25 protein-coding genes are annotated in these 23,336 nt (G+C 37.9%); 21 read left to right on the top strand and 4 right to left on the bottom strand.

Going from position 1 to position 23,336, the window contains the following annotated elements; translation table 11 throughout:
- Positions 1-35: 35 nt before the first annotated feature.
- The 3 genes from ACHZK0_RS25225 (at position 36) to ACHZK0_RS25215 (ending at position 3,553) form a co-directional block, all read left to right on the top strand.
- Complete coding sequence (locus ACHZK0_RS25225) at positions 36-1,220, top strand: PDZ domain-containing protein (protein WP_144534536.1); 1,185 nt, start codon at positions 36-38, stop codon at positions 1,218-1,220.
- A 238-nt stretch (positions 1,221-1,458) separates the two neighbouring features.
- Positions 1,459-3,174, top strand: coding sequence for an ABC transporter ATP-binding protein (locus ACHZK0_RS25220; protein WP_270341050.1), 1,716 nt, complete (start codon positions 1,459-1,461; stop codon positions 3,172-3,174).
- A 67-nt stretch (positions 3,175-3,241) separates the two neighbouring features.
- Positions 3,242-3,553 carry a heavy metal-binding domain-containing protein gene (locus ACHZK0_RS25215; protein ID WP_000637523.1) on the top strand — a complete coding sequence of 104 codons (312 nt, stop codon included), beginning with the start codon at positions 3,242-3,244 and terminating at the stop codon, positions 3,551-3,553.
- A gap of 113 nt (positions 3,554-3,666) precedes the next feature.
- Here the strand turns inward: ACHZK0_RS25215 and abc-f are convergent, their stop codons facing one another.
- The 4 genes from abc-f to ACHZK0_RS25195 all read right to left on the bottom strand — a co-directional run bounded on the left by abc-f (position 3,667) and on the right by ACHZK0_RS25195 (position 7,432).
- Entirely contained in the window at positions 3,667-5,301 is a 1,635-nt protein-coding gene (abc-f, locus tag ACHZK0_RS25210; RefSeq protein WP_395760994.1) for a ribosomal protection-like ABC-F family protein, read from the bottom strand.
- 267 nt (positions 5,302-5,568) lie between these two features.
- Positions 5,569-6,114 (bottom strand): flavodoxin family protein, encoded by a 546-nt coding sequence (locus ACHZK0_RS25205; protein WP_395760993.1) that lies wholly within the window; start codon positions 6,112-6,114, stop codon positions 5,569-5,571.
- A 4-nt stretch (positions 6,115-6,118) separates the two neighbouring features.
- Entirely contained in the window at positions 6,119-6,487 is a 369-nt protein-coding gene (locus ACHZK0_RS25200) for a MerR family transcriptional regulator (RefSeq protein ID WP_262740498.1), read from the bottom strand.
- A gap of 51 nt (positions 6,488-6,538) precedes the next feature.
- Positions 6,539-7,432 carry a LysR family transcriptional regulator gene (locus tag ACHZK0_RS25195; RefSeq protein ID WP_098047301.1) on the bottom strand — a complete coding sequence of 298 codons (894 nt, stop codon included), beginning with the start codon at positions 7,430-7,432 and terminating at the stop codon, positions 6,539-6,541.
- 152 nt (positions 7,433-7,584) lie between these two features.
- On the opposite strand from ACHZK0_RS25195, the gene ACHZK0_RS25190 reads away from it, so the two are divergent.
- From ACHZK0_RS25190 to ACHZK0_RS25105, 18 genes are all read left to right on the top strand, one after another.
- Entirely contained in the window at positions 7,585-8,607 is a 1,023-nt protein-coding gene (locus tag ACHZK0_RS25190; RefSeq protein WP_061679318.1) for a YeiH family protein, read from the top strand.
- A 252-nt stretch (positions 8,608-8,859) separates the two neighbouring features.
- The gene (locus ACHZK0_RS25185) at positions 8,860-9,057 is read left to right on the top strand and encodes a helix-turn-helix transcriptional regulator (protein ID WP_098257995.1); all 198 of its coding nucleotides are present in this window, start codon (positions 8,860-8,862) and stop codon (positions 9,055-9,057) included.
- Between the two features lie 11 nt (positions 9,058-9,068).
- On the top strand, positions 9,069-9,458 hold the full coding sequence (locus ACHZK0_RS25180) for a hypothetical protein (RefSeq protein WP_395760992.1): 390 nt from the start codon (positions 9,069-9,071) through the stop codon (positions 9,456-9,458).
- Between the two features lie 18 nt (positions 9,459-9,476).
- Positions 9,477-9,698 carry a hypothetical protein gene (locus ACHZK0_RS25175; protein ID WP_016118885.1) on the top strand — a complete coding sequence of 74 codons (222 nt, stop codon included), beginning with the start codon at positions 9,477-9,479 and terminating at the stop codon, positions 9,696-9,698.
- A 220-nt stretch (positions 9,699-9,918) separates the two neighbouring features.
- Positions 9,919-10,239, top strand: a complete 321-nt coding sequence (locus ACHZK0_RS25170) for an ATPase (protein WP_395760991.1) — start codon at positions 9,919-9,921, stop codon at positions 10,237-10,239.
- Positions 10,240-10,254: 15 nt separating this feature from the next.
- The gene (locus ACHZK0_RS25165; RefSeq protein ID WP_270341038.1) at positions 10,255-10,482 is read left to right on the top strand and encodes a hypothetical protein; all 228 of its coding nucleotides are present in this window, start codon (positions 10,255-10,257) and stop codon (positions 10,480-10,482) included.
- A gap of 99 nt (positions 10,483-10,581) precedes the next feature.
- On the top strand, positions 10,582-11,343 hold the full coding sequence (locus ACHZK0_RS25160) for a MerR family transcriptional regulator (RefSeq protein ID WP_395760990.1): 762 nt from the start codon (positions 10,582-10,584) through the stop codon (positions 11,341-11,343).
- Positions 11,340-11,960, top strand: coding sequence for a hypothetical protein (locus ACHZK0_RS25155; protein ID WP_270341037.1), 621 nt, complete (start codon positions 11,340-11,342; stop codon positions 11,958-11,960). The genes ACHZK0_RS25160 and ACHZK0_RS25155 overlap by 4 nt, the downstream gene beginning before the upstream one ends.
- Positions 11,961-12,005: 45 nt before the next feature.
- Entirely contained in the window at positions 12,006-12,461 is a 456-nt protein-coding gene (locus ACHZK0_RS25150; protein ID WP_270607024.1) for a DUF4362 domain-containing protein, read from the top strand.
- A 126-nt stretch (positions 12,462-12,587) separates the two neighbouring features.
- On the top strand, positions 12,588-14,564 hold the full coding sequence (gene uvrB / locus ACHZK0_RS25145; RefSeq protein ID WP_395760989.1) for an excinuclease ABC subunit B: 1,977 nt from the start codon (positions 12,588-12,590) through the stop codon (positions 14,562-14,564).
- Between the two features lie 11 nt (positions 14,565-14,575).
- On the top strand, positions 14,576-17,446 hold the full coding sequence (gene uvrA / locus ACHZK0_RS25140; RefSeq protein WP_262740566.1) for an excinuclease ABC subunit UvrA: 2,871 nt from the start codon (positions 14,576-14,578) through the stop codon (positions 17,444-17,446).
- A gap of 59 nt (positions 17,447-17,505) precedes the next feature.
- Positions 17,506-17,955, top strand: a complete 450-nt coding sequence (locus tag ACHZK0_RS25135; protein ID WP_395760988.1) for a DUF4275 family protein — start codon at positions 17,506-17,508, stop codon at positions 17,953-17,955.
- A 114-nt stretch (positions 17,956-18,069) separates the two neighbouring features.
- Entirely contained in the window at positions 18,070-18,450 is a 381-nt protein-coding gene (locus ACHZK0_RS25130) for a phage holin family protein (RefSeq protein ID WP_001267308.1), read from the top strand.
- Positions 18,451-18,606: 156 nt separating this feature from the next.
- The gene (gene hprK, locus ACHZK0_RS25125) at positions 18,607-19,536 is read left to right on the top strand and encodes an HPr(Ser) kinase/phosphatase (protein ID WP_262740508.1); all 930 of its coding nucleotides are present in this window, start codon (positions 18,607-18,609) and stop codon (positions 19,534-19,536) included.
- 24 nt (positions 19,537-19,560) lie between these two features.
- Entirely contained in the window at positions 19,561-20,373 is an 813-nt protein-coding gene (lgt, locus tag ACHZK0_RS25120) for a prolipoprotein diacylglyceryl transferase (RefSeq protein WP_000924230.1), read from the top strand.
- A 67-nt stretch (positions 20,374-20,440) separates the two neighbouring features.
- Positions 20,441-21,091, top strand: a complete 651-nt coding sequence (ppaX, locus tag ACHZK0_RS25115; protein WP_395760987.1) for a pyrophosphatase PpaX — start codon at positions 20,441-20,443, stop codon at positions 21,089-21,091.
- 57 nt (positions 21,092-21,148) lie between these two features.
- Positions 21,149-21,655, top strand: a complete 507-nt coding sequence (locus ACHZK0_RS25110; protein WP_061679305.1) for an acyltransferase — start codon at positions 21,149-21,151, stop codon at positions 21,653-21,655.
- A 145-nt stretch (positions 21,656-21,800) separates the two neighbouring features.
- The gene (locus ACHZK0_RS25105) at positions 21,801-23,312 is read left to right on the top strand and encodes a tetratricopeptide repeat protein (RefSeq protein WP_270341034.1); all 1,512 of its coding nucleotides are present in this window, start codon (positions 21,801-21,803) and stop codon (positions 23,310-23,312) included.
- The last annotated feature ends 24 nt before the right edge of the window (positions 23,313-23,336 follow it).

Genomic DNA, 23,336 nt, shown 5'->3' with positions numbered 1-23,336 from the left:
AAGAAAGAATGATATAAATGGTGGTGAATGGGTTCGTGGAGGCATGGATTTTTGAAATAATGCGGGCAGTTGGACGTTTTTTCTTACACCCTGCTGTCTATGTATTTTTAATAAGTAGTATCTTCGTTGGATACTTACGTATGTTACGTGAACGAAAGGATTTTTCCTTTAAAGTTTATGATATTTGGTTTGAACTGCGAACATCTCTATTCGCAGGAGTTAAATACGGATTAATCGTATCTATTATTACGATTGGACTTGGACTTGTTGTTTCCAAAGCAAGCTTATGGGTCATCTTATTATGGACGTTTCTATTTGGATTAACTGCTATGTATCGATATTTATCAGCGGCTTATACGCTTAGTATCGCGATTGTATGCGTTCTATTATCTTCTAAGCTACCAGTTTCCTTCTTACAGCTTGGAGAGGGTGAAGAGAATACGATTGTATCTCTTGCTATTTTACTAGGCGTCATGCTCGTTGTAGAGGGCTTGTTGATTTCTAAAAATGCAGTAGGATATTCGACGCCGAAGATTAGGAAGGGTAAGCGCGGATTAAAGATTGGTTTACACGAATCAAAGCGTTTATGGATCGTTCCTATTTTTATTCTTGTACCAGGTGATGCGGTAACACAATTTATTTCATGGTGGCCTGTCGTTTCAATAGGTTCAGATACATATTCTCTATTCCTCGTTCCATTTTTAATTGGATTTATGAGAAGGATTAGAAGTTATGAGCCAACGGAAGCTTTATTATTTACAGGAAGACGTGTGTACGGATTAGCAGGACTTGTGCTTGTTTTAGGAATCGCAAGTTATTGGTGGCATGTACTTGCGATTATCGCGATGGGAGTTGCAATGCTTGGACGTTTCACGATTTCCATGCAAGAAAAAATTGCGGATGAAACAAGACCGGCGTATTTCGCTGCACGTAATGATGGACTTGTTGTATTAGATACAATCCCGAATACAATTGGGGCAGAACTGAATTTGCTGCCTGGAGAAGTGATTACGAAAGTAAATGGAGTCATTCCAAGAAGTGCTGAGGAATTTTATGATGCGCTTCAAACGAAGACGACAGGAGCATTTTGCAAGTTAGAAGTATTAGATACAAATGGAGAGCTTCGCCTTGCTCAAACGGCATTATACGCCGGAGGACATCACGAATTAGGTGTTGTGTTTGTTCAGCAGGAGCATGAATGGGATTCAGAAGCGATGTAATAGAAGAAAGGGTATCACCTTGTGGTGATACCCTTTTTGTTGTTGGGTGGGCGGGGTTAGTAGTAAATGAAATTTATATCGGCGATTATTCCAATATATCGACTTTCCGGAAAAAAACGACAACTATCGCAAACCTTATTTTGAATTTTGAAGTTTCATAGACGAATAACTTGAATAATTATTTGATAATGGTTATCATTTAGGGAGTCTTTTTAATTTTGGAAAATGGAGGGAAGATATGCTACGTAAATTTTTTTCTTACTATAAACCGTATAAAGGTTTATTTATACTCGACTTTTCTTGCGCAGTTGTCGCAGGGTTACTAGAACTTGGCTTCCCGCTTATCGTAAATCAATTTATTGATAAGTTATTGCCAGGACAAAACTGGACGCTTATTTTATGGGCTTGTTTCGGTTTACTTGCAGTGTATATTTTAAATGCAGGCTTACAATATGTCGTTACATATTGGGGGCATATGCTTGGGGTTAACATTGAAACGGATATGAGGCAGAAATTATTTGATCACATTCAAAAGCTATCATTCAGATTTTTTGACAATAATAAAACAGGTCATTTAATTTCACGTCTTACAAACGACTTAATGGAAATTGGGGAAATTGCTCACCACGGGCCAGAAGATTTATTTATCGCTGTTATGACTTTAGTCGGGGCATTCTCATTTATGATGATGATCAACTGGAAGCTAGCGTTATTAACGTTCTTCGTTATTCCATTCTTATTATGGTTAGCGCTTTACTTCAACAAAAAAATGACAGGTACGTTTAGACGTTTATTCTCAGATGTTGCTGATTTCAATGCATGTATTGAGAACAACGTTGGCGGTATCCGGGTTGTACAAGCATTCGGAAATGAAAAGTTTGAGAAAGAGCAATTTGCTGTTAACAACGCTCGTTTCCGTACAACGAAATTAATGGCGTATAAAATTATGGCGTTAAATTCGTCAATTAGTTATATGCTCATGCGTCTCGTAACGCTTTTCGTCTTAATATGTGGTACATGGTTTGTTCTACAAGGTGAATTAACATACGGTGGATTTATCGGATTCGTTTTATTAACGAATATTTTCTTCCGCCCAATTGAAAAAATCAATGCAGTAATCGAAAGCTATCCGAAAGGGATCGCTGGTTTTAAGAGATATGTAGAGCTTCTTGAAACAGAGCCAGACATTGTAGACTCTAAAGATGCGATGGAAGTTAAACATGTACATGGTGATATTCAATATAGCAACATTACATTTGGATATGAAAATAAAGAACCGATTTTAAATGATATTAGTTTGAAAATACATGCAGGTGAAACAGTTGCGTTCGTTGGACCATCAGGAGCTGGAAAAACAACTTTATGTAGTTTACTTCCACGTTTTTATGAACAATCGTCTGGTTCAATCCAAATTGATGGTATTGATACGAAAGATATGACGTTATCTTCACTTCGTAAGCAAATTGGAATTGTGCAGCAAGATGTGTTCTTATTCTCAGGAACGATTCGTGAAAATATTGCTTACGGAAATTTAAAGGCGTCAGAAGCTGAAATTTGGCAGGCAGTAAAACGTGCGCAGTTAGAAGACTTAATTTACTCACAACCAGACGGTTTAGATACTGTTATCGGTGAGCGCGGCGTGAAACTTTCAGGAGGACAGAAGCAGCGTCTAGCGATTGCTCGTATGTTCTTGAAAAACCCGCCAATTTTAATATTAGATGAAGCGACTTCTGCATTAGATACAGAGACGGAACTAGCGATTCAAAAATCACTTGCTGAACTATCTGTCGGCCGTACAACATTAGTTATCGCTCATAGACTTGCAACGATAAAAAATGCGGATCGTATCGTGGTTGTAAATAAAGATGGTATTGCAGAACAAGGTTCACATAATGAATTAATTGAACAAGGCGGAGGATACAGCAGGTTATACGAAGCACAGTTCAGTTCGTAAATATAATTTCTACTGAATTAGCACATCATATAAGTAGATGAACATCTTATATGGGAGGCTATAAAGTATGATTGTAACAACAACGTCTACAATTCAAGGGAAAGAAATTATTGAGTATATCGATATCGTGAATGGAGAAGCGATTATGGGTGCGAATATCGTTCGTGACCTTTTCGCCTCTGTTCGTGATGTTGTCGGTGGTCGTGCAGGTGCTTATGAAAGTAAATTAAAAGAAGCACGCGACATTGCAATGGAAGAGATGAAAACTTTCGCAAGACAAAAAAATGCGAATGCAATTGTTGGTATCGACGTGGATTACGAAGTAGTTCGCGAAGGGATGCTAATGGTTGCAGTGAGCGGAACTGCTGTCCGTATTTAAAGTAAAAAGCCGTGCTGATGCACGGCTTTTTACTTTTATTGATGCTACTCTATGTCGAAGTTCCAATATTTCTTGGGAAATGCGGAAGGCCTTGTCGATATATAGGGAAGACATTAGAGAGCTTCCTTACACTTCCGGATTTGAACTAATAATGTTTCATATTCTTGTTCGAGAGATGCGATGTCATCATGATGATTTTGTATGGAAATTCGGCCGATGATTTCTGTTAACTTTGTTTGTAATCGTAGTAATTCTTGTTCAGTAATGTTTACAGAATCCCCGGTTGTTCTTTTTATGTATTGCTCGTAATTACCGTGGAATACTTTTGGTTCACTCTCATCTACTTGTAGAATATGGTCTGCAACAGAGCGAATAAAGGCACGGTCATGGCTAATGAAAAGTATTGTACCCGGGTATTCTTGTAACATGCTTTCTAATTCTTCTTGCGTCGCTAAGTCCAAATAGTTTGTCGGTTCATCGAGAAGAAGCATATTATAGTTTCCTAAAAATACTTTTGCGAGCGCAACCTTCATTCGTTCGCCGCCACTTAAGACGTGCACAGGTTTATGAACATCTTCACGGCGGAATAGAAGCCGGGCGAGTATTGTGCGAACGAACGATTCTGTATAATTTGTTTCTTCTAGAACGTTTTCTAAAATGGTTTTATCTGTTTTTAAAATAGATAGTGTTTGTTCGAAGTATCCAATTTTACAACTTTTCGAAAGCTGCATGCCACGCTCATTTGCGAGAAGCATGTTGAACAAAGTGGTTTTGCCGCTTCCGTTTGCACCTAAAATAGCAAGTTTTGCACCAGGAGCAATAGTTCCATTCATATTTTTAAATAGTGTGCGGTCACCTATTTTCTTTGTTGCTTTATTGAACTGTATAACCGTTTTACTATGAATGGGTGCATGGTATTGCACGTCAAACTGAGCTTGAGAAAGATCTTTTGGTTTTTCTTTCTTTTCTAGTTTTTCGAGACGTGTTTCCAGTGCTTTTGCTACTTTGCTAACCTGTTCTTGGCCGTGAGCCCCACTTAATTTATACAGTTTAGATTCAGATGAGCTGAACCGTGTCGGAATTTTTGTCATGTTAGAAGCGCGTTGCTTTCTTTGTAAAATGGACTGCTCTAAACGATTTTTTTCTTGTACATATTGCTCATACTCTGCTTGTTTTTGTATTCGTTCACGTTCTTTTTGTTTTCGATAGTTGGAATAATTCCCTTTATACTCTTGAATCGTACTGTCTTCAATTTCAATAATTTTAGTACATATATTATCTAGAAATTCACGATCGTGCGATATTAAAACAAGTGCCCCTTTATAAGATAAAAGTGCTTTTTCTAATTGCTCTGTACCGATCATATCTAAGTGACTTGTTGGTTCATCAGCGAATAAAATGCCTGCATCTTGCTCGAGAGCATGGGCAATCTTTAGACGCATTCGTTCACCACCGCTCATTGCATCTGTAACATTTGAAATACTCCATTTTCCTTTTGCGAGAGAAGAAGTGGTTTCCGGTAGTTCCTCACTAAGCTGAGGAATGATGCTGATAGAACTATGATGAGTTACTATGCCAGTGTCAGCTTCTATTTCTTTACTTAATATTTGTAATAACGTAGATTTACCAGCACCGTTGACTCCAACAATTCCTATGCGATCCTGTGCTTGAATTTCCAGTGACGGTAACGTAAATAGTGTGCGATCACCAAAGCTTTTTTCAATATTACGTGCGAATAAAATGGTCATAAAAAAACCTCCCTAGTTTCACTAGAGAGGATAGACGTCGCCCTTGCATGTAAAAAATCGTACATAAATAAACGATTTTTTTACATGATCGTTTCGAAAGAAAGTATCGACAAATGGACAGACTAATCCTCTGCTAGTTTTCATCATTTTTTGTTCACTATTTGTGATGGATGAAATAAATAAGAGAATTAGAACTTCATTGGTCAAAGTACCTTCCTTTCATAATATTACTTTTATTGTATGCGTATACAAAATGGTTTGTCAAACTTATTTCTGTTTATGATTTTTGAATTCGTTATTATACAATTGTGCTTTTGCCAGCGCCTGAGCATCGTTTTTGATTTCATCTAATCCATTTGCGTCCCCAATAATATAATCTTCAAATGATGAACCAACAAAATCAAAGATGTATTGGAACTGGGAGATAAGCGGTAATGCTTTCAGTTTAGGATTGTCTCCGCCAACGATGACAACGTACATTTTTTTGTCTTTCATTTTTTCTTTGAAATGAAGGGATGTATCACGCAAACTTTGTGACCAGCGATCAACGAAGTTTTTCATATGTCCGCTCATTCCGTACCAATATAGCGGTGTAGCAAAGATAATCGTGTCGTGCTCTAACATACGTTCAATTAACTGCTCGTAGTCATCATGTACAGGTTGGAATCCTTCTGCGTCATGACGTTGGTCTGTAATAGGATGGATTGTATGGTCTCGCAAGTAAATTTGTTCTGTTTCAATTCCATCGATCATCGTATGTGTTAAAGCTTCTGTATTTCCGTTTTGTCTTGAACTGCCATGTATAACAAACATGTAATCATCTCTTTTCTTTTGCTTGTTTTAGGAGTGAAACGTGTTTTTGCAAATTTGTTTGAATGCTGGAAAGTAGTGAAATCTGCTTTGTTACTTCATTAAGTTTATCTTCATAAAGCGTAAGGATACTGCTGCAAGGATTTTCGTACAGATGCGGTTCAATTTCAAGGCAGCGCAGCATTTTTGCCGTTTCTTCTAAATTTAAGCCAATTTGTAAGTACATTTGAATAAGCTCCACTTTTTCGATGGCACTTTCATCAAAATCACGGTAGCCATTTGCGAGGCGTTTCGAAGGGAGTAACCCCTTCTCTTCATAATGTCTTAGTGACCTTTCGCTAACGCCAGTTTCTTTTGATAACTCTCCAATTCGCAATGTGTTTCACTCCTTTTACATGTATTGTAAACCTTCACACTAATGTGAAGGTCAACTCTGTTTTTTCGCAAAGGAATCTACATGATTTAAAAACACTTGAATAGCTTTAGACGGAATAAAATATTTGCCACGCACGATGGAGAATGGACGGATGAGTTGTTCATTTGGAACTTCAACGTGGAATAGCTCTTTTGCCAGTAACTCTTTCCGTACAGTCCAATCAGAAAGGATAGCGATGCCAAGCCCGGCACTAACTGCTTCCTTCACGCTTTGGATACTACTGAACGTAAAGAAGCGCTTCAGTTTTAAATGGTGTTGATGAATAAAGCGGTCGCTATAAGCGCGTGTACCAGAACCACTTTCTCTTAATACCCATACTTGATCTTGGAGTGTGCTTTCATTTATTTCATTTGTGCGGAGTAGTGGATGATTTGGCGGGACGACGAGCTTCATTTCATCTTGCATAAACGTTTCAACGTCAACGTCGGCGTATACGACTTGCCCTTCCACTAAGCCGATATCAATTTGATTAGAGCGAAGGCTTTGCAAAACGTCTTCTGTATTTGAGATAAAGGTATGAACTTCGACGTGTGGATTTTCATTCGCGTAGTTAGCCAGTATTTTTGGAAGTAAGTATTCGCCAATTGTAAAACTAGCACCGATGCGAAGAGTTCCTGTTACAACGTTATGTAGCTCGTTAATTTCTTGCTTAGCCTCTTCATAAAGAGAGAGCATTTGCTTTGCATGTATATATAATATGTTTCCAGCCTCCGTCACTTGAACGTGCTTCGGAGAGCGCTGAATAAGTGTAGTGCCAAATTCGTTTTCTAAGTTGCGTATATGCATACTTACGCCAGGTTGTGAAAGGTTTAATAATTCTGCTGCACGGGAGAAGTGCTTCTGTTCAACGACAGTAACAAAAATTTTTAAAATGTCTACGTTCATGTAATGGTCTCCTTTCGTTTTTCTTTCATCTTATCATAAGTATTTCTGATGATAGAGATTCAATATTGATATTAAACTTATTATAGAAACTCTCTTATAATGTAAGTAGAAAGAACATGCATGTTCCAATACGATTATTGGAGTGGTTCAAAATGGAACAAACACTTGTTATACAAAAGAAGAAGGGCTTTGGATTTTCGCAAGGAATTGGGATTACACTATTAATCGCAATTGCTGCGAAATATTTAGCAGAGCTTCCGTTTTTAAATATTATGGGACAATTAGTAATTGCTATTCTAATTGGGATGGTTTGGCGTGCGGCAATTGGAGTCCCGCAAGAAGCGATAGCTGGAACGAACTTTGCGAGTAAGAAGTTACTTCGCTTCGGGATTATCTTACTTGGAATGCGATTAAATCTTGTTGATATTGCGAAGGCAGGGCCGAAAGTATTGGTCATCGCAGCGGTTGTTATTACATTTACGATTTTCGTTGTATATGGACTAACGAAAGTATTTAAAGTAGAGAAGAAGCTAGGAATTTTAACAGCGTGCGGAACTGCAATTTGCGGCGCGGCTGCGGTCGTGGCAATTGCGCCGCAAGTGAAGGCGAAAGATGAGGAAACGGCAGTCGGCGCAGCGATTATTGCAATTTTAGGTACAATATTTACACTTATTTATACGCTATTATACCCAGTGCTTGGCTTCTCACCGTACGGTTACGGTGTATTCTCAGGTGCGACGCTGCACGAAATCGCTCATGTCATCGCAGCTGCGGCGCCGGGAGGAAGTACGGCTGTAGACATCGCAGTTATCGTGAAATTAACGCGCGTAGCAATGCTTGTGCCAGTAGCGATTTTAATTGGATTATGGTTTGGTAAGAGTGAAGGAAGCGAGGAAAAAAAATCGTGGCGCGACCTTCCAATTCCGTGGTTCATCTTCGGATTTTTAGCGATGAGTGCAGTGCATTCGCTCGGGGTTATACCAGAAGTTGTTGCTGGATACATTGTTGTCATTGCTTATATGCTTATTGCAATGGCGATGGCGGGTCTTGGTTTAAATGTAGAGTTTAAAACGTTCCGTAAGTTAGGAAGTAAAGCATTCATGGCGGGGCTGATCGGCTCGGTTTGTCTTTCTATTCTTGGATACGTTCTTGTATATGCGTTAGGATTTATGTAGTAGGGCGGAGAAGCTGTTCCCAAAGGTATTTGGGAACAGCTTTTTCTTATGATTATAGTGCTACAGATGTCGGTATTTGTCGGTAAGTCGATATATTTGGAAAATTGCCGATGTAAATTGAATTACTCTTGTACTTTATTAGAGTAGATGTTCAGTGAAATGTTTTCTAAAGTTTGTAAAGATATCTTTACTTGAAACTGGAAAATATTTATAATTAAAGTAAAGATATCTTTACTTTCGAAGGTGGATCCTATGGGTGTGAAAAATACAATAAAAGAGTTAAGAAAGCAAAATCATATAACGCAAGTTGAAATGGCAAAGGCGATGCAGGTGACGCGGCAGACGATTGTGGCGATTGAAAACCATCATTATAACCCGAGTCTAGAGTTATCCTTAAAAATCGCCAAATATTTTGGGGTGAAGGTGGAGGAAATATTTACGCTAGAGTAAGGGGAGAAAAAATGAACGATACTAAAAAGTTATTGATCGGTGCGACTTTTGGATTGTTTTTGGGAGACATTGTAGTTCATATTATGAATCCGGATATACCAATATTACCGCTCGTAGTGAGTAACGTTTTAGCAATTGTATTTTTGATAGTGTATGCGTATTACAAAAAGCGTAAGTACAGAAAAGAAGAACTTCCAGATATAGACGAGCGAGTAAATGAAAATATAAAAAAATATGTAAATGTATCATTTGTATTCGCATTTCTATTGCTTATTGTTTATATTGTTGCGAGTAAAGCAATAGGCAGAGCTGTTATACCAGTGCAAGAAATATTTATGATATGTAGTTCCTTATTTGCGGGTAGTCTCATCATAGGAGTCATGATAGGAAAACGAGCATAGCGATAGGAGGAATGAAAAATGCAAGATGAGTTTGAGAGATTTCAGTCAGATAAAGCGTTTAAATATGTAGGATTATTTTTTACGATTAGTTTAGCGATATGGAGTTTATATAATTTAATTGTTGATGGAAATGCTGGTATGCCGTTTGTTTTATTTGTACTAGGGCAGTGGGTGTATTTTCTTGTGAACTATTGGCCGAAGTGGAAATATAGAAATCAAAAAGAGGCTGATCATGTATGAGTAAGCAAAATGTTATACGGTTCATAGGAAGTTTATCCCGCTTTAATGGGCAGTAAGACCCCCATCTCAAAATTCAGTGAAAGCAAAGAATTTAGGTGGGGGATCAACTGCCCATAAAAGTCCGATTGGTTCAACTAATAATCAGTGGGGGATGAAGAAAACCCCCACTGATTAAAGTTTCACTTTATTTTTAGCAGGTCTTATTTTAAATGCGAGTTTAATGATTTTAAGTATTTCGTGGGGAACAATCTTCATATCGAATGTAGCACTAGTCATTTTGTATGGTATTTCGGAATATAGGGAACAGAAGCGTTTGAAAGAAGAGGGAGTACCGTCGATAGATGAGCGAGTTGTGAATAAGGTGAAGTCATATTTTACGATTAGTATGACAAGCTTCGTTTTTTTGTTCATTATGTATCTTTGTGTAAATAAGTATTTAGATAGGCAAGCAGTACATGTAAATGAGTTATTATATATTGCTATTTTTGGTTTATTAATAAGTATGGCATCGACGAGTGTGTTAGCAACAAGGAATAGATAAAAAAGGGGAACTGGGATGGGATTACCGGTATTATGTGTCGCTACGGCTATTTTTGCTTTGTTTTGGGGAATGCAGAACTTCTCTCGTTATCCAGTGCCAAGCATTTGTATTATGCTTGGTACTGTAGGTTTATCATATTATTTATTAGTTTCCGCTCATTATCATAAAACAGCAACGAGTGTTGTTGTTGGAGCACTTATTTTATTTTGTGGGCGCGCTGTACAAAAAGGATTATTTCCGTAAAAGCTGTTTATACAAAGAGTATAAACAGCTTTTTGTATTTTTTTACAAAAGGCTTGAAAGTGACGTAACGTCATCTTTTATAATGAAATGGAAGAGGTGATGGTAGTGATTTCAATACAACAATTGACAAAAGAAACAGGGGTAACAGTACGTACATTACGTTATTATGATCAAATAGATTTATTAAAGCCGAGCGGGAAAACAGAAGGTGGGCATCGTTTATATAGTGAAGCTGACGTAATACTGCTGCAACAAATTTTATTTTTAAAGGAAATGGGATTTTCATTAAAAGAGTCTGCGAATATGTTAGTAAAAGGTGAGCTTAACTTAAAGGATTCTCTTGAAAAACAACTTCGGTTTGTACAGGAAGAACAAAAGAAATTCAATCGAATGGAGCGTGTTTTACAAGCTGTTGTTTATTCGGTAGATGTGGAGGGGGAACTTGATTGGAAAGTTATGTTTGAACTGATTCAGCTTTCGAAACAGTCGTCTCGTATACGTGAAATATTTCAAAATGAAGTATTTTCAAAGGAAGAACAAAAATTGCTTCATAACTTGCCAAATATGAGTGAAGAAGAGCCGGATGTTTTAGAATGGGTAGATTTATTAAAGCAATTCCGAACTTTTATGAAAGCCGGAAAAGAAGCCATGAGTGATGAGGTACAAGGGGCAACGAAGAAATTAATGCAGAAGTGTTTAGAAATGGCCAATGGTGACGAAGCGTTTTTAGATAAGTTATGGGAAGTTAGAAAATCGAAGGAAGATTCACAGAAAATGAGCATGTATCCAATTGAAGAAGAACTTTTATTATATATGGATGAAGCTTTTCGTATATATGATGAGAAGGAGAGGGATAAATGAGTATACTCGCAGAATATCGTTGGTACTTTTTAATTGGGGCAGAGATTGTATTTTGGTTATCGGCTATCGGTTTCTTTTTACTCCGTTACGGATTTCGTTTGAAAAAGGCGAGCTTTATTATGGGGATTGTACTTCTCGTAAATGAAGTGTTTATTTTAACTTTAGGGGTAGTGGACTATTATCAAACAGGAAAGTTCTCTAACTTTCAAATCATTACGGTAATTATTTTATTGTATGCAGTTTTCTACGGGAAAAAGGATTTGAAGAAGCTTGATATATTTGCGCAAAAGCTAGTTGCGAAATGGCGGAATGAACCAGCGCCAATTATGGAAGAGCACGTAGAATTAACAGGTATGGCCTATGCAAAGCAGGAAATAAAAAATTGGGGATTGCACCTTGTTTTATTCGTTGTTGTGCATATTTTCTTTTTCTTCGCTTATGGGTTTATTCCATTTGAACAATGGGGCAATTGGTTAGAGTCAGGAATCGTTTTAAATAAAACTGCGAGTCGAGTGAGCCAAGTGTGGGCACTTATATTTTTAATTGATACAGCGATTTCATTTTCATATGTTCTTTTCCCGAAGAAGGAGAAAGGGAGAGAGAAGCTACTTTCGTAGAGGAAAGTAGCTTTTTTAGTATACAAATCATTGTTATAGGAGAGGATGACAATAGGAAAAAGAAGCGGTTTTATATGTCTATTTCTCTTTAGTTTAGTAGCATGCTCACAACCTAACATTACAATTGATAAGAAGAATGATGTCATTGTAAAGGAAGCAGGAATTTCCAATCTAGATAAATTTGAAAAGTTCGTTTTAAATGTGGAACAAGGGGAAGTTGATAAAATAAGAATTGTACATTATACACATGAAGGTGATCCGGTTTTTCAAACGTTAGAGTATAGTGGGACAGATATAATTCATATGTTAGATAATAGGCAAGATCGATTTGCTGGTAATCATACAGATATAGATGAAGATAGCTGTAAAAGGATTGTTAAAGAGCAGCGTGAATTACAAACGGCTTATAGGTTAATAGAATGCGTGAATGAAAATGGGCGCAATGGATATGATTTATTATATGTACCTAAAAATAGAGTTAGTAGAGGAAGGAAGTTTTGACTCCTTCCTTTTTCTATGTATATATTGTCGAAAATTTTACCGAATATCTGTTCGTTTTTTTAGGTTTTTTATGGGCGTTCGTGGTAAAATAATAATACAGATTTTTATGAGGAGGTCGGATTTTACTTGGAACATCAATTTGAAATTATCTCAGCGTATTCCCCGCAAGGTGATCAGCCGGTAGCTATAGAGAAGCTTGTAGAGGGAATTAATAGTGGAAAGAAAAAGCAAGTGTTGCTTGGAGCGACAGGAACGGGTAAGACATTTACGATTTCAAATGTCATTAAAGAAGTGCAGAAGCCAACACTTGTCATGGCTCATAATAAAACGTTAGCAGGACAGTTATATAGTGAGCTGAAAGATTTCTTTCCGAATAATGCAGTTGAATATTTTGTTAGTTATTACGATTATTATCAGCCAGAAGCGTATGTGCCGCAAACAGATACGTTCATTGAAAAAGATGCGCAGATTAATGATGAAATTGATAAATTGCGTCACTCAGCAACATCTGCACTATTTGAACGGGATGATGTAATTATTGTTGCGAGTGTTTCGTGTATATATGGTTTAGGTTCTCCAGAAGAATACCGTGAGTTAGTTGTTTCACTTCGAGTTGGTATGGAAAAGGACCGCAATCAATTGCTTCGTGAGCTTGTTGATGTGCAGTATGGACGTAATGATATTGATTTCAAGCGTGGTACATTCCGTGTGCGCGGAGATGTAGTTGAAATCTTCCCAGCATCACTTGATGAGCATTGTATTCGAATTGAATTTTTCGGCGATGAAATTGATCGTATTCGCGAAGTAAATGCGTTAACAGGTGAAGTATTAGCAGAACGTGATCATGTAGCAATCTTTCCGGCATCTCACTTCGTTACACGTGAAGAAAAGATGAAGGTCGCTATTGAAAATATCGAAAAAGAATTAGAAGAGCGTTTAAAGGAATTAAATGATAATGGCAAGTTGCTAGAAGCGCAGCGTATAGAGCAACGTACACGTTATGATTTAGAAATGATGCGCGAGATGGGCTTTTGTTCAGGGATTGAAAACTATTCCCGTCATTTAACGCTTCGTCCAGCGGGTGCAACGCCGTATACGTTATTAGACTATTTCCCAGAAGATTTCTTAATCGTTATGGATGAGTCACACGTATCCGTGCCACAAGTAAGAGCGATGTATAACGGGGACCAAGCACGTAAGCAAGTACTTGTGGATCATGGATTCCGTTTGCCATCAGCTTTAGATAATAGACCGCTTACGTTTGATGAGTTTGAAGAGAAAACGAATCAAGTTATTTACGTTTCGGCAACGCCAGGACCTTACGAGTTAGAGCAGTCACCAGAAGTAATAGAACAAATTATTCGTCCAACAGGACTTTTAGATCCACCAATTGATATACGACCAATTGAAGGACAAATTGATGATTTATTAGGAGAAATTCAAGATCGCATTGCAAAAAATGAACGTGTATTAATTACGACTTTAACGAAGAAGATGTCAGAGGATTTAACGGATTACTTAAAAGATGTAGGAATTAAAGTAAACTATCTTCACTCTGAAATTAAAACGTTAGAACGTATTGAAATTATCCGTGACCTTCGCCTTGGTAAGTTTGATGTGCTTGTTGGCATTAACTTATTACGAGAAGGATTAGATATTCCAGAAGTATCACTTGTAGCTATTTTAGATGCTGATAAGGAAGGATTCTTGCGTTCAGAGCGTTCATTAATTCAAACAATCGGTCGTGCAGCACGTAATGAAAACGGCCGCGTAATTATGTACGCAGATCGTATAACAAGATCGATGGGAATTGCGATTGAAGAAACGCAGCGCCGTCGTACGATACAAGAAGCTTACAACAAAGAGCATGGTATTACGCCGAAAACGATTCAAAAAGGCGTGCGTGATGTTATCCGTGCAACGACAGCTGCTGAAGAGCCGGAAATGTATGAAGCGGCACCAGCTAAGAAGATGACGAAAAAAGAGCGTGAAAAGACAATTGCGAAGATGGAAGCAGAGATGAAAGAAGCAGCAAAAGCGTTAGATTTCGAGCGTGCAGCTGAATTAAGAGATTTACTATTAGAATTAAAAGCGGAAGGGTGAATAGAGTGAGCATGAGCAAGGATTTTATTGTTGTAAAAGGTGCTAGAGCACATAACTTAAAAAATATTGATGTAACCATTCCGAGAAATCAGCTTGTTGTTGTGACGGGATTGTCTGGTTCAGGGAAATCATCATTAGCATTTGATACGATTTATGCAGAGGGACAACGCAGATACGTAGAATCGTTATCTGCGTATGCGCGCCAGTTTTTAGGACAAATGGATAAGCCGGATGTAGATACGATTGAAGGATTGTCACCAGCGATTTCAATAGATCAAAAAACAACGAGTCGTAATCCACGTTCAACTGTCGGAACGGTAACGGAGATTTATGATTATTTACGTCTACTATTCGCACGAATTGGTACGCCAATTTGTCCGAATCATGGTATTGAAATTACATCACAAACAGTAGAGCAGATGGTAGACCGTGTACTTGAATATCCTGAACGTACGAAATTACAAGTGTTAGCTCCTATCGTTTCTGGGCGTAAAGGTGCACATGTGAAAGTGCTTGAAGACATTAAGAAGCAAGGATATGTTCGTGTACGTGTTGATGGTGAAATGCTTGATGTATCTGAAGATATTGCGTTAGATAAAAATAAAAAGCATTCTATTGAAGTTGTAATTGATCGTATTGTTGTAAAAGAAGGAATCGCAAGCCGTCTTGCGGATTCTCTTGAAAGTGCATTAAGACTTGGCGGGGGACGAGTGTTAATTGATGTAATGGGAGAAGAGGAACTTCTATTTAGTGAACATCATGCTTGCCCACATTGTGGTTTTTCAATCGGAGAATTAGAGCCGCGTATGTTCTCATTCAACAGTCCATTCGGGGCATGTCCTTCTTGTGATGGACTTGGTTCAAAGTTAGAGGTAGATTTAGAACTTGTTATTCCGAACTGGGATTTATCATTAAATGAACATGCGATTGCGCCTTGGGAACCGACAAGCTCACAATATTACCCGCAGCTTTTACAATCTGTATGTAATCATTACGGCGTTGATATGGATATGCCTGTGAAAGATATACCGAAGGATTTATTTGATAAAGTGTTGTATGGAAGCGGTGAAGAGAAAGTTTATTTCCGTTATGTAAATGAATTTGGTCAAGTAAAGGAAAATGAGATTTTATTTGAAGGTGTTATTCCGAATATTGAACGTCGTTATCGTGAAACGAGTTCTGATTATATTCGTGAGCAAATGGAAAAGTATATGGCAGAGCAAGCTTGTCCGAAGTGTAAAGGCGGACGCTTAAAGCCAGAGAGTTTAGCTGTTTTCGTTGGTGAGAAAACGATTGCTGACGTAACGAAGTATTCTGTTCAAGAAGTACAGGAATTCTTCTCAAATGTAGAGCTAACGGAGAAGCAACAAAAAATTGCTCATTTAATTTTAAGAGAAATCCAAGAGCGTGTTGGGTTCTTAGTGAACGTCGGTTTAGATTATTTAACGTTAAGTCGTGCCGCAGGAACTTTATCAGGTGGTGAGGCACAGCGTATTCGTTTAGCGACACAAATCGGTTCTCGTCTGACTGGCGTACTTTACATTCTTGATGAGCCTTCTATCGGTTTGCACCAGCGTGATAACGATCGTCTTATTCGCACATTGCAAGAAATGCGCGATTTAGGGAATACGTTAATTGTCGTTGAGCATGATGAAGACACGATGATGGCAGCTGATTATTTACTGGATATCGGACCTGGTGCAGGTATTCACGGTGGTCAAGTTGTGTCAGCAGGTACACCAGCTGAAGTGATGCAAGACGATAATTCGCTTACAGGTAAGTATTTAAGCGGTAAAGAGTTTATTCCGGTTCCACTTGAAAGACGTAAAGGTGACGGAAGAAAAGTGGAAATTGTCGGTGCAAAAGAGAATAACTTAAAGAATGCAAAGATGTCATTCCCGCTTGGTACGTTTGTAGCGGTAACGGGTGTATCTGGTTCCGGTAAAAGTACGATGATTAACGAAGTACTATATAAATCGTTAGCGCAAAAGCTATATAAAGCGAAAGCGAAGCCAGGTACTCATAAAGAGATTAAAGGTCTTGAGCATTTAGATAAAGTAATCGATATTGATCAATCGCCAATCGGTCGTACACCACGCTCTAATCCAGCGACGTATACAGGTGTATTCGATGATATTCGTGATGTGTTTGCGCAAACGAATGAAGCGAAAGTGCGCGGATATCAAAAAGGACGTTTCAGCTTTAATGTAAAAGGTGGACGTTGTGAAGCGTGCCGTGGTGATGGAATTATTAAAATCGAAATGCACTTCTTACCAGACGTATACGTTCCGTGTGAAGTTTGTCACGGTAAACGTTATAACCGCGAAACGTTAGAAGTGAAGTATAAAGATAAGAATATTTCTGAAGTATTAGGGATGACAATTGAAGATGGAGTAGAGTTCTTCGCTAATATCCCAAAAATTAAGCGTAAACTTCAAACACTTGTAGACGTTGGGCTTGGTTATATGAAATTAGGACAGCCAGCTACGACATTATCTGGTGGTGAAGCGCAGCGCGTGAAACTAGCTTCTGAATTACACCGTCGTTCTACTGGGCGTACGTTATACATTTTAGACGAGCCAACGACTGGTTTACATGCACATGATATCGCGCGTCTTCTAGAAGTTCTGCAACGTCTTGTTGAGAGCGGTGAAACCGTACTTGTAATTGAACATAACTTAGATGTAATTAAAACAGCTGATTATATCGTTGACCTTGGACCAGAAGGCGGAGACAAGGGTGGACAAATCGTTGCTTCCGGAACGCCAGAGCAAGTAGTGAAAGAAGAGCGCTCGTATACAGGTAAGTATTTAAAAGAGATTTTAGTCCGTGATAAAGCAAGAATGAAAGAGAAAATAAAAGAAGTAGAGTTATCGCAATAAGTTTAGTAATAAAAACCGAGTGGAAATGACGCTCGGTTTTTATTGTATAGGGGGAGAAGATGGAGTTTTTAGATGTGTTGCGAAAGAAAACTATGAAGGTAAGAGAGTTTCAAAGTTGGGGTGTATATTTTCGCAAGCGCTGGGAGGATACCTTTGCAAACCATTTAAGTGATGAGGAAAAAGAAGACATTTTCCTGTATGGAGATAAGTATGCATGTGGGTATCTTTGGCACATATTTAGTTATGAGAAAAAGAAGTGTATAGAGGGTGAAGAAGCGGAGAACGCGTTTCATAATGAAGCGAAAAAGGATTGCTATATATTCTATCAACATTGTGATGATGTATTGCTAATAAAAGATACGAGCTTATTACATATGGATGATATATTGTGTGAGAGGGACGATATGTATAAAGGGGATATCTATATTATAGACAAGGCGTTCACTTGGACTTTTGTAAAAACTCATGAACATAGATGGTGTGGCCCTTATTTCGCGAGGAAATGTTAGTAGGTATACAAGCATGAGGAGTAGAATAAGTTGATATAAGTATTTGTATGATACTTGCGTTTCTTATCTATTAGCGTATGATGAAATATATATGTCAAAAGGATGTGTAAGAAAATGAGATGGATTGTATCACTTCTTGTAAATAGCGTTGTGTTAATCGCTGTATCGGGACTTTTAAAAGGGATTGCGCCAGACGCGTTTTACGTAGCGAATATACAAACTGCAATTATTGCGAGTATTATCTTGGCTGTTTTAAATGTGTTCGTAAAACCGTTTTTAATTTTAATTACGCTACCGATTACTGTTGTAACTTTCGGGTTCTTCTTAATTGTTATTAATGCGATTACGTTAAAAATAGCAGATTCATTATTAGGAGATGCATTTAATATATCAGGATTCGGTGTAGCAATTGTAGCGGCAATTTGTATTTCAATTTTTAATATGATTATTGAAAAGGCAATTGTGGAACCTTTATATGAAAAAAAGAGAAAATGACAAAAAGAAAAACATTTCATGATGTGTATGAAATGTTTTTTTCTATTTATTAGAAACCGTATTTCTTGTTTCCAGAAAAAAATGGTACAATATCCGGTAGAATGGAATTTTACATCAAATGAGACTGAACCCGCAGCGGAGTGGAGGTTTATACATATGCCGAAAGTAAGGACAAAAGATTTAATTGAACAATTTCAATTGGAGTTAATAAGTGGTGAAGAAGGAATTCATCGTCCGATTGATACAAGTGATTTATCACGACCTGGAATTGAAATGGCAGGATTTTTTACATATTATCCAGCTGATCGCGTACAGCTTCTTGGCAAAACGGAGCTTACGTTCTTTGACACGCTAACGACAGAGCAAAAACAAGAGAGAATGAAAGCGCTTTGTACTGAGGAGACGCCGTGTATTATTGTAACTCGTAATCAAGATGTACCAGATGAGTTATTGCAAGCGTCACGTGAATCGGGTATGCCTTTATTACGTTCTTCTCAAACGACAACAAGATTATCAAGTCGTTTAACAAATTATTTAGAAGGTAAGTTAGCGCCAACAACAGCTGTACATGGTGTGCTAGTAGATATTTACGGTGTTGGTGTTTTAATTACAGGTCAAAGTGGTGTCGGTAAAAGTGAGACAGCCCTTGAACTTGTGAAACGTGGTCACCGCCTTGTTGCGGATGATAGCGTAGAAATTCGCCAAGAAGATGAAGACACATTAGTAGGAAGCTCACCAGATTTAATTGAGCATTTATTAGAAATTCGTGGTCTAGGTATCATTAACGTTATGACGTTATTCGGTGCAGGGGCAGTGCGAAATTATAAGCGTATTACACTTGTTATTAATCTTGAAATTTGGGATCAAAAGAAAAATTATGATCGCTTAGGTCTTGATGAAGAGAAGATGAAGATTATTGATACAGAACTTACGAAGATTACACTTCCAGTTCGTCCTGGTCGAAACTTGGCTGTTATTATTGAAGTAGCAGCGATGAACTTCCGTTTGAAACGTATGGGAGTCAATGCAGCACAACAGTTCTCTGAACGATTAATGAGTGCGATTGAGTTAGGAAATCAGGAGTAAACTTTGGAGAGGGAGGTCATACATATGCTGTTAGGTTCTGTACCACAGCTTGACCGCGTAGCGATCCAACTTGGACCGTTTCCTGTTTATTGGTACGGGATTATTATCGGTACAGGTGTGCTATTAGGTCTTTGGCTAGCAACTCGTGAGGGAGAAAGGCTAGGTATTCCAAAAGATACATTTGTTGACCTTGTATTAATTGCAGTACCGATCGCTATTCTATTTGCGAGAATGTACTACGTTATTTTTGAATGGGAATATTACGCGCAAAACCCGAGTCAAATTATTAATATTCGTCAAGGTGGCTTGGCGATTCATGGTGGTTTAATCGGGGCTGTTATTACAGGGATTCTTTTTGCGAAACGACGCGGACTTTCATTCTGGAAGTTAGCAGATATTGCAGCGCCAAGTATTTTACTAGGACAAGCAATTGGCCGATGGGGAAACTTTATGAACCAAGAGGCACATGGTGATGAAGTAACGAGACAGTTTTTAGAGGGTCTTCATTTACCGGATTTCATTATTAATCAAATGTATATTGAAGGTGTGTACTATCACCCAACGTTTTTATATGAATCACTATGGAATTTTGCAGGTGTCATTTTATTACTTGCATTACGAAAAGTGAATTTACGACGCGGGGAATTATTCTTCACATATTTAATTTGGTATTCAGTAGGGCGCTTCTTCGTAGAAGGCTTACGTACAGATAGTTTAATGCTAGGACCACTTCGTATCGCACAAGTAATGTCAATTGGACTTGTTGTTATTTCTATTATTTTCATTATTGTGAGACGAAAAATGGGGCAAGCTGATAAAAGATATTCGGAAAATTAGAGAAAAGTAGCATCTTATTATGAGATGCTGCTTCTTTCATATTCAGGAAAGAGAAGGGACTAAGGCAATGAGAATAAATACAGTGTTATTTGATTTAGATGGAACGTTAATTAATACAAACGAACTTATTATTTCTTCTTTTTTACATACGTTACATACATATTATCCAAATCAATATAAGCGTGAAGATGTATTGCCATTCATTGGTCCATCTTTACATGATACTTTCAGCAAGATTGATGAAAACAAGGTTGAAGAGATGATTACATGTTATCGTCAATTTAACCATGAGCATCACGATGAATTAGTGGAAGAATATGAAACTGTATATGAAACAGTTCAAGAGTTGAAGAAGCAAGGCTATAAAGTTGGTATTGTTACAACGAAAGCGAGACAAACCGTTGAAATGGGATTAAAGCTGTCAAAGCTTGATGAATTTTTTGATGTTGTCGTGACAATTGATGATGTAGAGCATGTGAAACCACATCCAGAGCCACTTCAAAAAGCGCTTGAGTTATTAGAGGCGAAACCGGAAGAAGCATTGATGATTGGGGATAACCATCATGATATTGTTGGCGGACAAAATGCTGGTACGAAAACGGCTGCTGTTTCATGGACGTTGAAAGGTAGAGCGTATTTAGAGGCGTACAAGCCGGACTTTATGCTAGATAAAATGAGTGATTTGCTACCGATTTTGTCTAATATGAACCGGTCATAAAGGTCCAAGTAAGTTAGTAGGGGCGTATTTCCCTACTTTAGTAGAGGAGCGAGCTAAGTGCGACGGACAACGCGCTATCCTGTTTCGGGAGAGAATTCATTATGGAATGTGTATAAAACAGTGTCCTTTTGGAAGGTAATGAAGAACTTTATTATTATCCAAATTGCGCGTTACACGCCATTTTTATCCGTCAAGAATTGGTTGTACCGCACATTCTTACGGATGAAAGTCGGAAAGAAAACATCATTTGCGCTTATGGTAATGCCGGACATTATGTTCCCAGAAAAGATAACTGTGGGAGAGAATTCGATTGTCGGCTATAACACAACGCTTTTAGCACATGAATATTTAATTCGTGAATATCGACTTGGAGAGATCATCATAGGAAATGAAGTGATGATTGGAGCGAATACGACTATATTACCAGGTGTAAAAATTGGGGATGGCGCGATTATTTCAGCTGGCACACTTGTTCATAGAGATGTCCCAAGTGGTGCTTTCGTGGGTGGAAATCCAATGCGTGTTATTTATACGAAAGAAGAAATGGATGCTAGAGAAGGTTGATAGCAAAAATGTAACATTTCTCTTCTTTTTTAATGAATAAAAAGGAAATAATTGAGTATAATATACTGTTTTGTTTTTTACGGAATCGTTTATACTTATAGATAGAAGAATGTGTGAACGAAGAAAACAAAAAACTGGAGGATATATGGGGAAAAATCAAGGAATATATAAGGAGAACGGACAAGTTATCTCTTTTAATCAATTAGCGGACTTCTTTTATAAAAAAGGGATGAGGGCTTACAAAGGGCAAAAATTGCAAGATGCAATTAAATATTTTCGAAGAGCGGCACAAAGTGAGAAGGAGCCGTTTATTTTATGTCAATTAGCAACAGTATTATCTGAGGCTGGTGAATATCAAGAGTCGAATCAAATCTTCTTTAAGCTTGTTAGATCTAATCCAGAACTTGAACAGTGCTATTATTTTATTGCAAATAATTATGCATATATGGGGCTATTTCAGCAGGCGAAAAAGTATGCGGATCGCTATTTAGAAGTTGCAGAAGAGAAGGAATTTGTAGAAGATACATTAGAATTACTTGAGATTATGGAAGAAGAAGCGATGGGTGCGGAAGAGATTGAGGATGAAGATGATTTAATTGTTATGCAGGAAGAAGCGAATCGTTATATTCGTAACGGACAATTGGAAGAAGCAATTGCTACATTAGAAATTGTTACGAAAGATTATCCGGAATTTTGGTCGGGTCATAATAATTTAGCCATTGCACATTTTCAATCTGGTAATGTAGATAAGGCGCTGAAGTTAACGGAAATGATTTTAGAGAAAAATCCTGGTAATATACATGCGCTGTGTAACACGCTTATTTTTCTATATTCAATTGGAGAGCATAAACAAGTAGAAGCGTTAGCTGCTCAGTTAGTTTCAGTATATCCAATTTCGTTCGAGCATCGTTTGAAACTTGGAACGACACTTGCCACAATTGGTCATTTTGAGCCTGCATATAAATGGTTTAAAGTATTAAAGCGTCAAGGATACGAGGGAGACGTTAGTTTTTATTATTGGTTTGCATATTCTGCTTATATGGTGAAAGATCAGCAAGTAGCTGAAAAAATGTGGCAACATGTTGTAGAACTGCACCCTGATAAAAAGGGGAAAGAACCGTGGAATGCGCTGAATTTAGCGGATGAAGGACAAAACGTATTATTTGAAGAATTACGAAAATCATTCCAGCAAAGTGCGACGCTAGAGGAACAAATGCTAGCTTTATATTTAATGAATGAGTTGTCCACGCCAGAGAAGGTGGGATTCTTCTTTGATGTAACGCAGGCGAAGAACGGTGTTCCAATCGTATCGCAACTTGCAAAGTATTTCTTTTTACTTAATAGCCATAAGAGCATTCCATCTGATTTACAGCAATTTGAACAGTGTGCGCGAATTGCGGATGCTTTATATAATTATACGAAAAAAGATGATGAATTAATCGAAGAGTGCTTACAATTTTGGTTCTGTACGTTCATACGTTTATATACATCTGGGGCAGTTTTCACCAATGTATACGGCTGGTCAGCTGCGGTTGAATATATCGTACGCAGCGAACAAGGAAATAAGATGACACAGTCGGAGCTCGGAGATGTATATAATGTATCTGTAGCGACTGTTCGAAAGTATGTGCAGGCTGTTAAGCGTACGCACACATAATGTAAGCAAATCATTGGGAAAAAA

The sequence above is a fragment of the Bacillus sp. 3G2 genome, assembly GCF_044324725.1.
Classification (GTDB): domain Bacteria; phylum Bacillota; class Bacilli; order Bacillales; family Bacillaceae_G; genus Bacillus_A; species Bacillus_A mobilis.
Note: the sequence above shows the minus strand (reverse complement) of the source record. Positions and strands in the feature narration are given on the sequence as shown.

What these genes read in the sequence shown, in the direction of transcription:
- ACHZK0_RS25190 (WP_061679318.1), top strand. Translation starts at nt 7,585, where the DNA reads ATGGAACAAACACTTGTTATACAAAAGAAGAAGGGCTTTGGATTTTCG.
- ACHZK0_RS25170 (WP_395760991.1), top strand. Translation starts at nt 9,919, where the DNA reads ATGATTTTAAGTATTTCGTGGGGAACAATCTTCATATCGAATGTAGCA.
- ACHZK0_RS25130 (WP_001267308.1), top strand. Translation starts at nt 18,070, where the DNA reads ATGAGATGGATTGTATCACTTCTTGTAAATAGCGTTGTGTTAATCGCT.
- ACHZK0_RS25180 (WP_395760992.1), top strand. Translation starts at nt 9,069, where the DNA reads ATGAACGATACTAAAAAGTTATTGATCGGTGCGACTTTTGGATTGTTT.
- ACHZK0_RS25135 (WP_395760988.1), top strand. Translation starts at nt 17,506, where the DNA reads ATGGAGTTTTTAGATGTGTTGCGAAAGAAAACTATGAAGGTAAGAGAG.
- ACHZK0_RS25155 (WP_270341037.1), top strand. Translation starts at nt 11,340, where the DNA reads ATGAGTATACTCGCAGAATATCGTTGGTACTTTTTAATTGGGGCAGAG.
- ACHZK0_RS25150 (WP_270607024.1), top strand. Translation starts at nt 12,006, where the DNA reads ATGACAATAGGAAAAAGAAGCGGTTTTATATGTCTATTTCTCTTTAGT.
- ACHZK0_RS25175 (WP_016118885.1), top strand. Translation starts at nt 9,477, where the DNA reads ATGCAAGATGAGTTTGAGAGATTTCAGTCAGATAAAGCGTTTAAATAT.
- ACHZK0_RS25160 (WP_395760990.1), top strand. Translation starts at nt 10,582, where the DNA reads ATGGTAGTGATTTCAATACAACAATTGACAAAAGAAACAGGGGTAACA.
- abc-f (WP_395760994.1), bottom strand. Translation starts at nt 5,301, where the DNA reads ATGACCATTTTATTCGCACGTAATATTGAAAAAAGCTTTGGTGATCGC.
- ppaX (WP_395760987.1), top strand. Translation starts at nt 20,441, where the DNA reads ATGAGAATAAATACAGTGTTATTTGATTTAGATGGAACGTTAATTAAT.
- ACHZK0_RS25195 (WP_098047301.1), bottom strand. Translation starts at nt 7,432, where the DNA reads ATGAACGTAGACATTTTAAAAATTTTTGTTACTGTCGTTGAACAGAAG.
- ACHZK0_RS25215 (WP_000637523.1), top strand. Translation starts at nt 3,242, where the DNA reads ATGATTGTAACAACAACGTCTACAATTCAAGGGAAAGAAATTATTGAG.
- ACHZK0_RS25165 (WP_270341038.1), top strand. Translation starts at nt 10,255, where the DNA reads ATGGGATTACCGGTATTATGTGTCGCTACGGCTATTTTTGCTTTGTTT.
- ACHZK0_RS25220 (WP_270341050.1), top strand. Translation starts at nt 1,459, where the DNA reads ATGCTACGTAAATTTTTTTCTTACTATAAACCGTATAAAGGTTTATTT.
- ACHZK0_RS25205 (WP_395760993.1), bottom strand. Translation starts at nt 6,114, where the DNA reads ATGTTTGTTATACATGGCAGTTCAAGACAAAACGGAAATACAGAAGCT.
- uvrA (WP_262740566.1), top strand. Translation starts at nt 14,576, where the DNA reads ATGAGCAAGGATTTTATTGTTGTAAAAGGTGCTAGAGCACATAACTTA.
- hprK (WP_262740508.1), top strand. Translation starts at nt 18,607, where the DNA reads ATGCCGAAAGTAAGGACAAAAGATTTAATTGAACAATTTCAATTGGAG.
- ACHZK0_RS25185 (WP_098257995.1), top strand. Translation starts at nt 8,860, where the DNA reads ATGGGTGTGAAAAATACAATAAAAGAGTTAAGAAAGCAAAATCATATA.
- lgt (WP_000924230.1), top strand. Translation starts at nt 19,561, where the DNA reads ATGCTGTTAGGTTCTGTACCACAGCTTGACCGCGTAGCGATCCAACTT.
- ACHZK0_RS25105 (WP_270341034.1), top strand. Translation starts at nt 21,801, where the DNA reads ATGGGGAAAAATCAAGGAATATATAAGGAGAACGGACAAGTTATCTCT.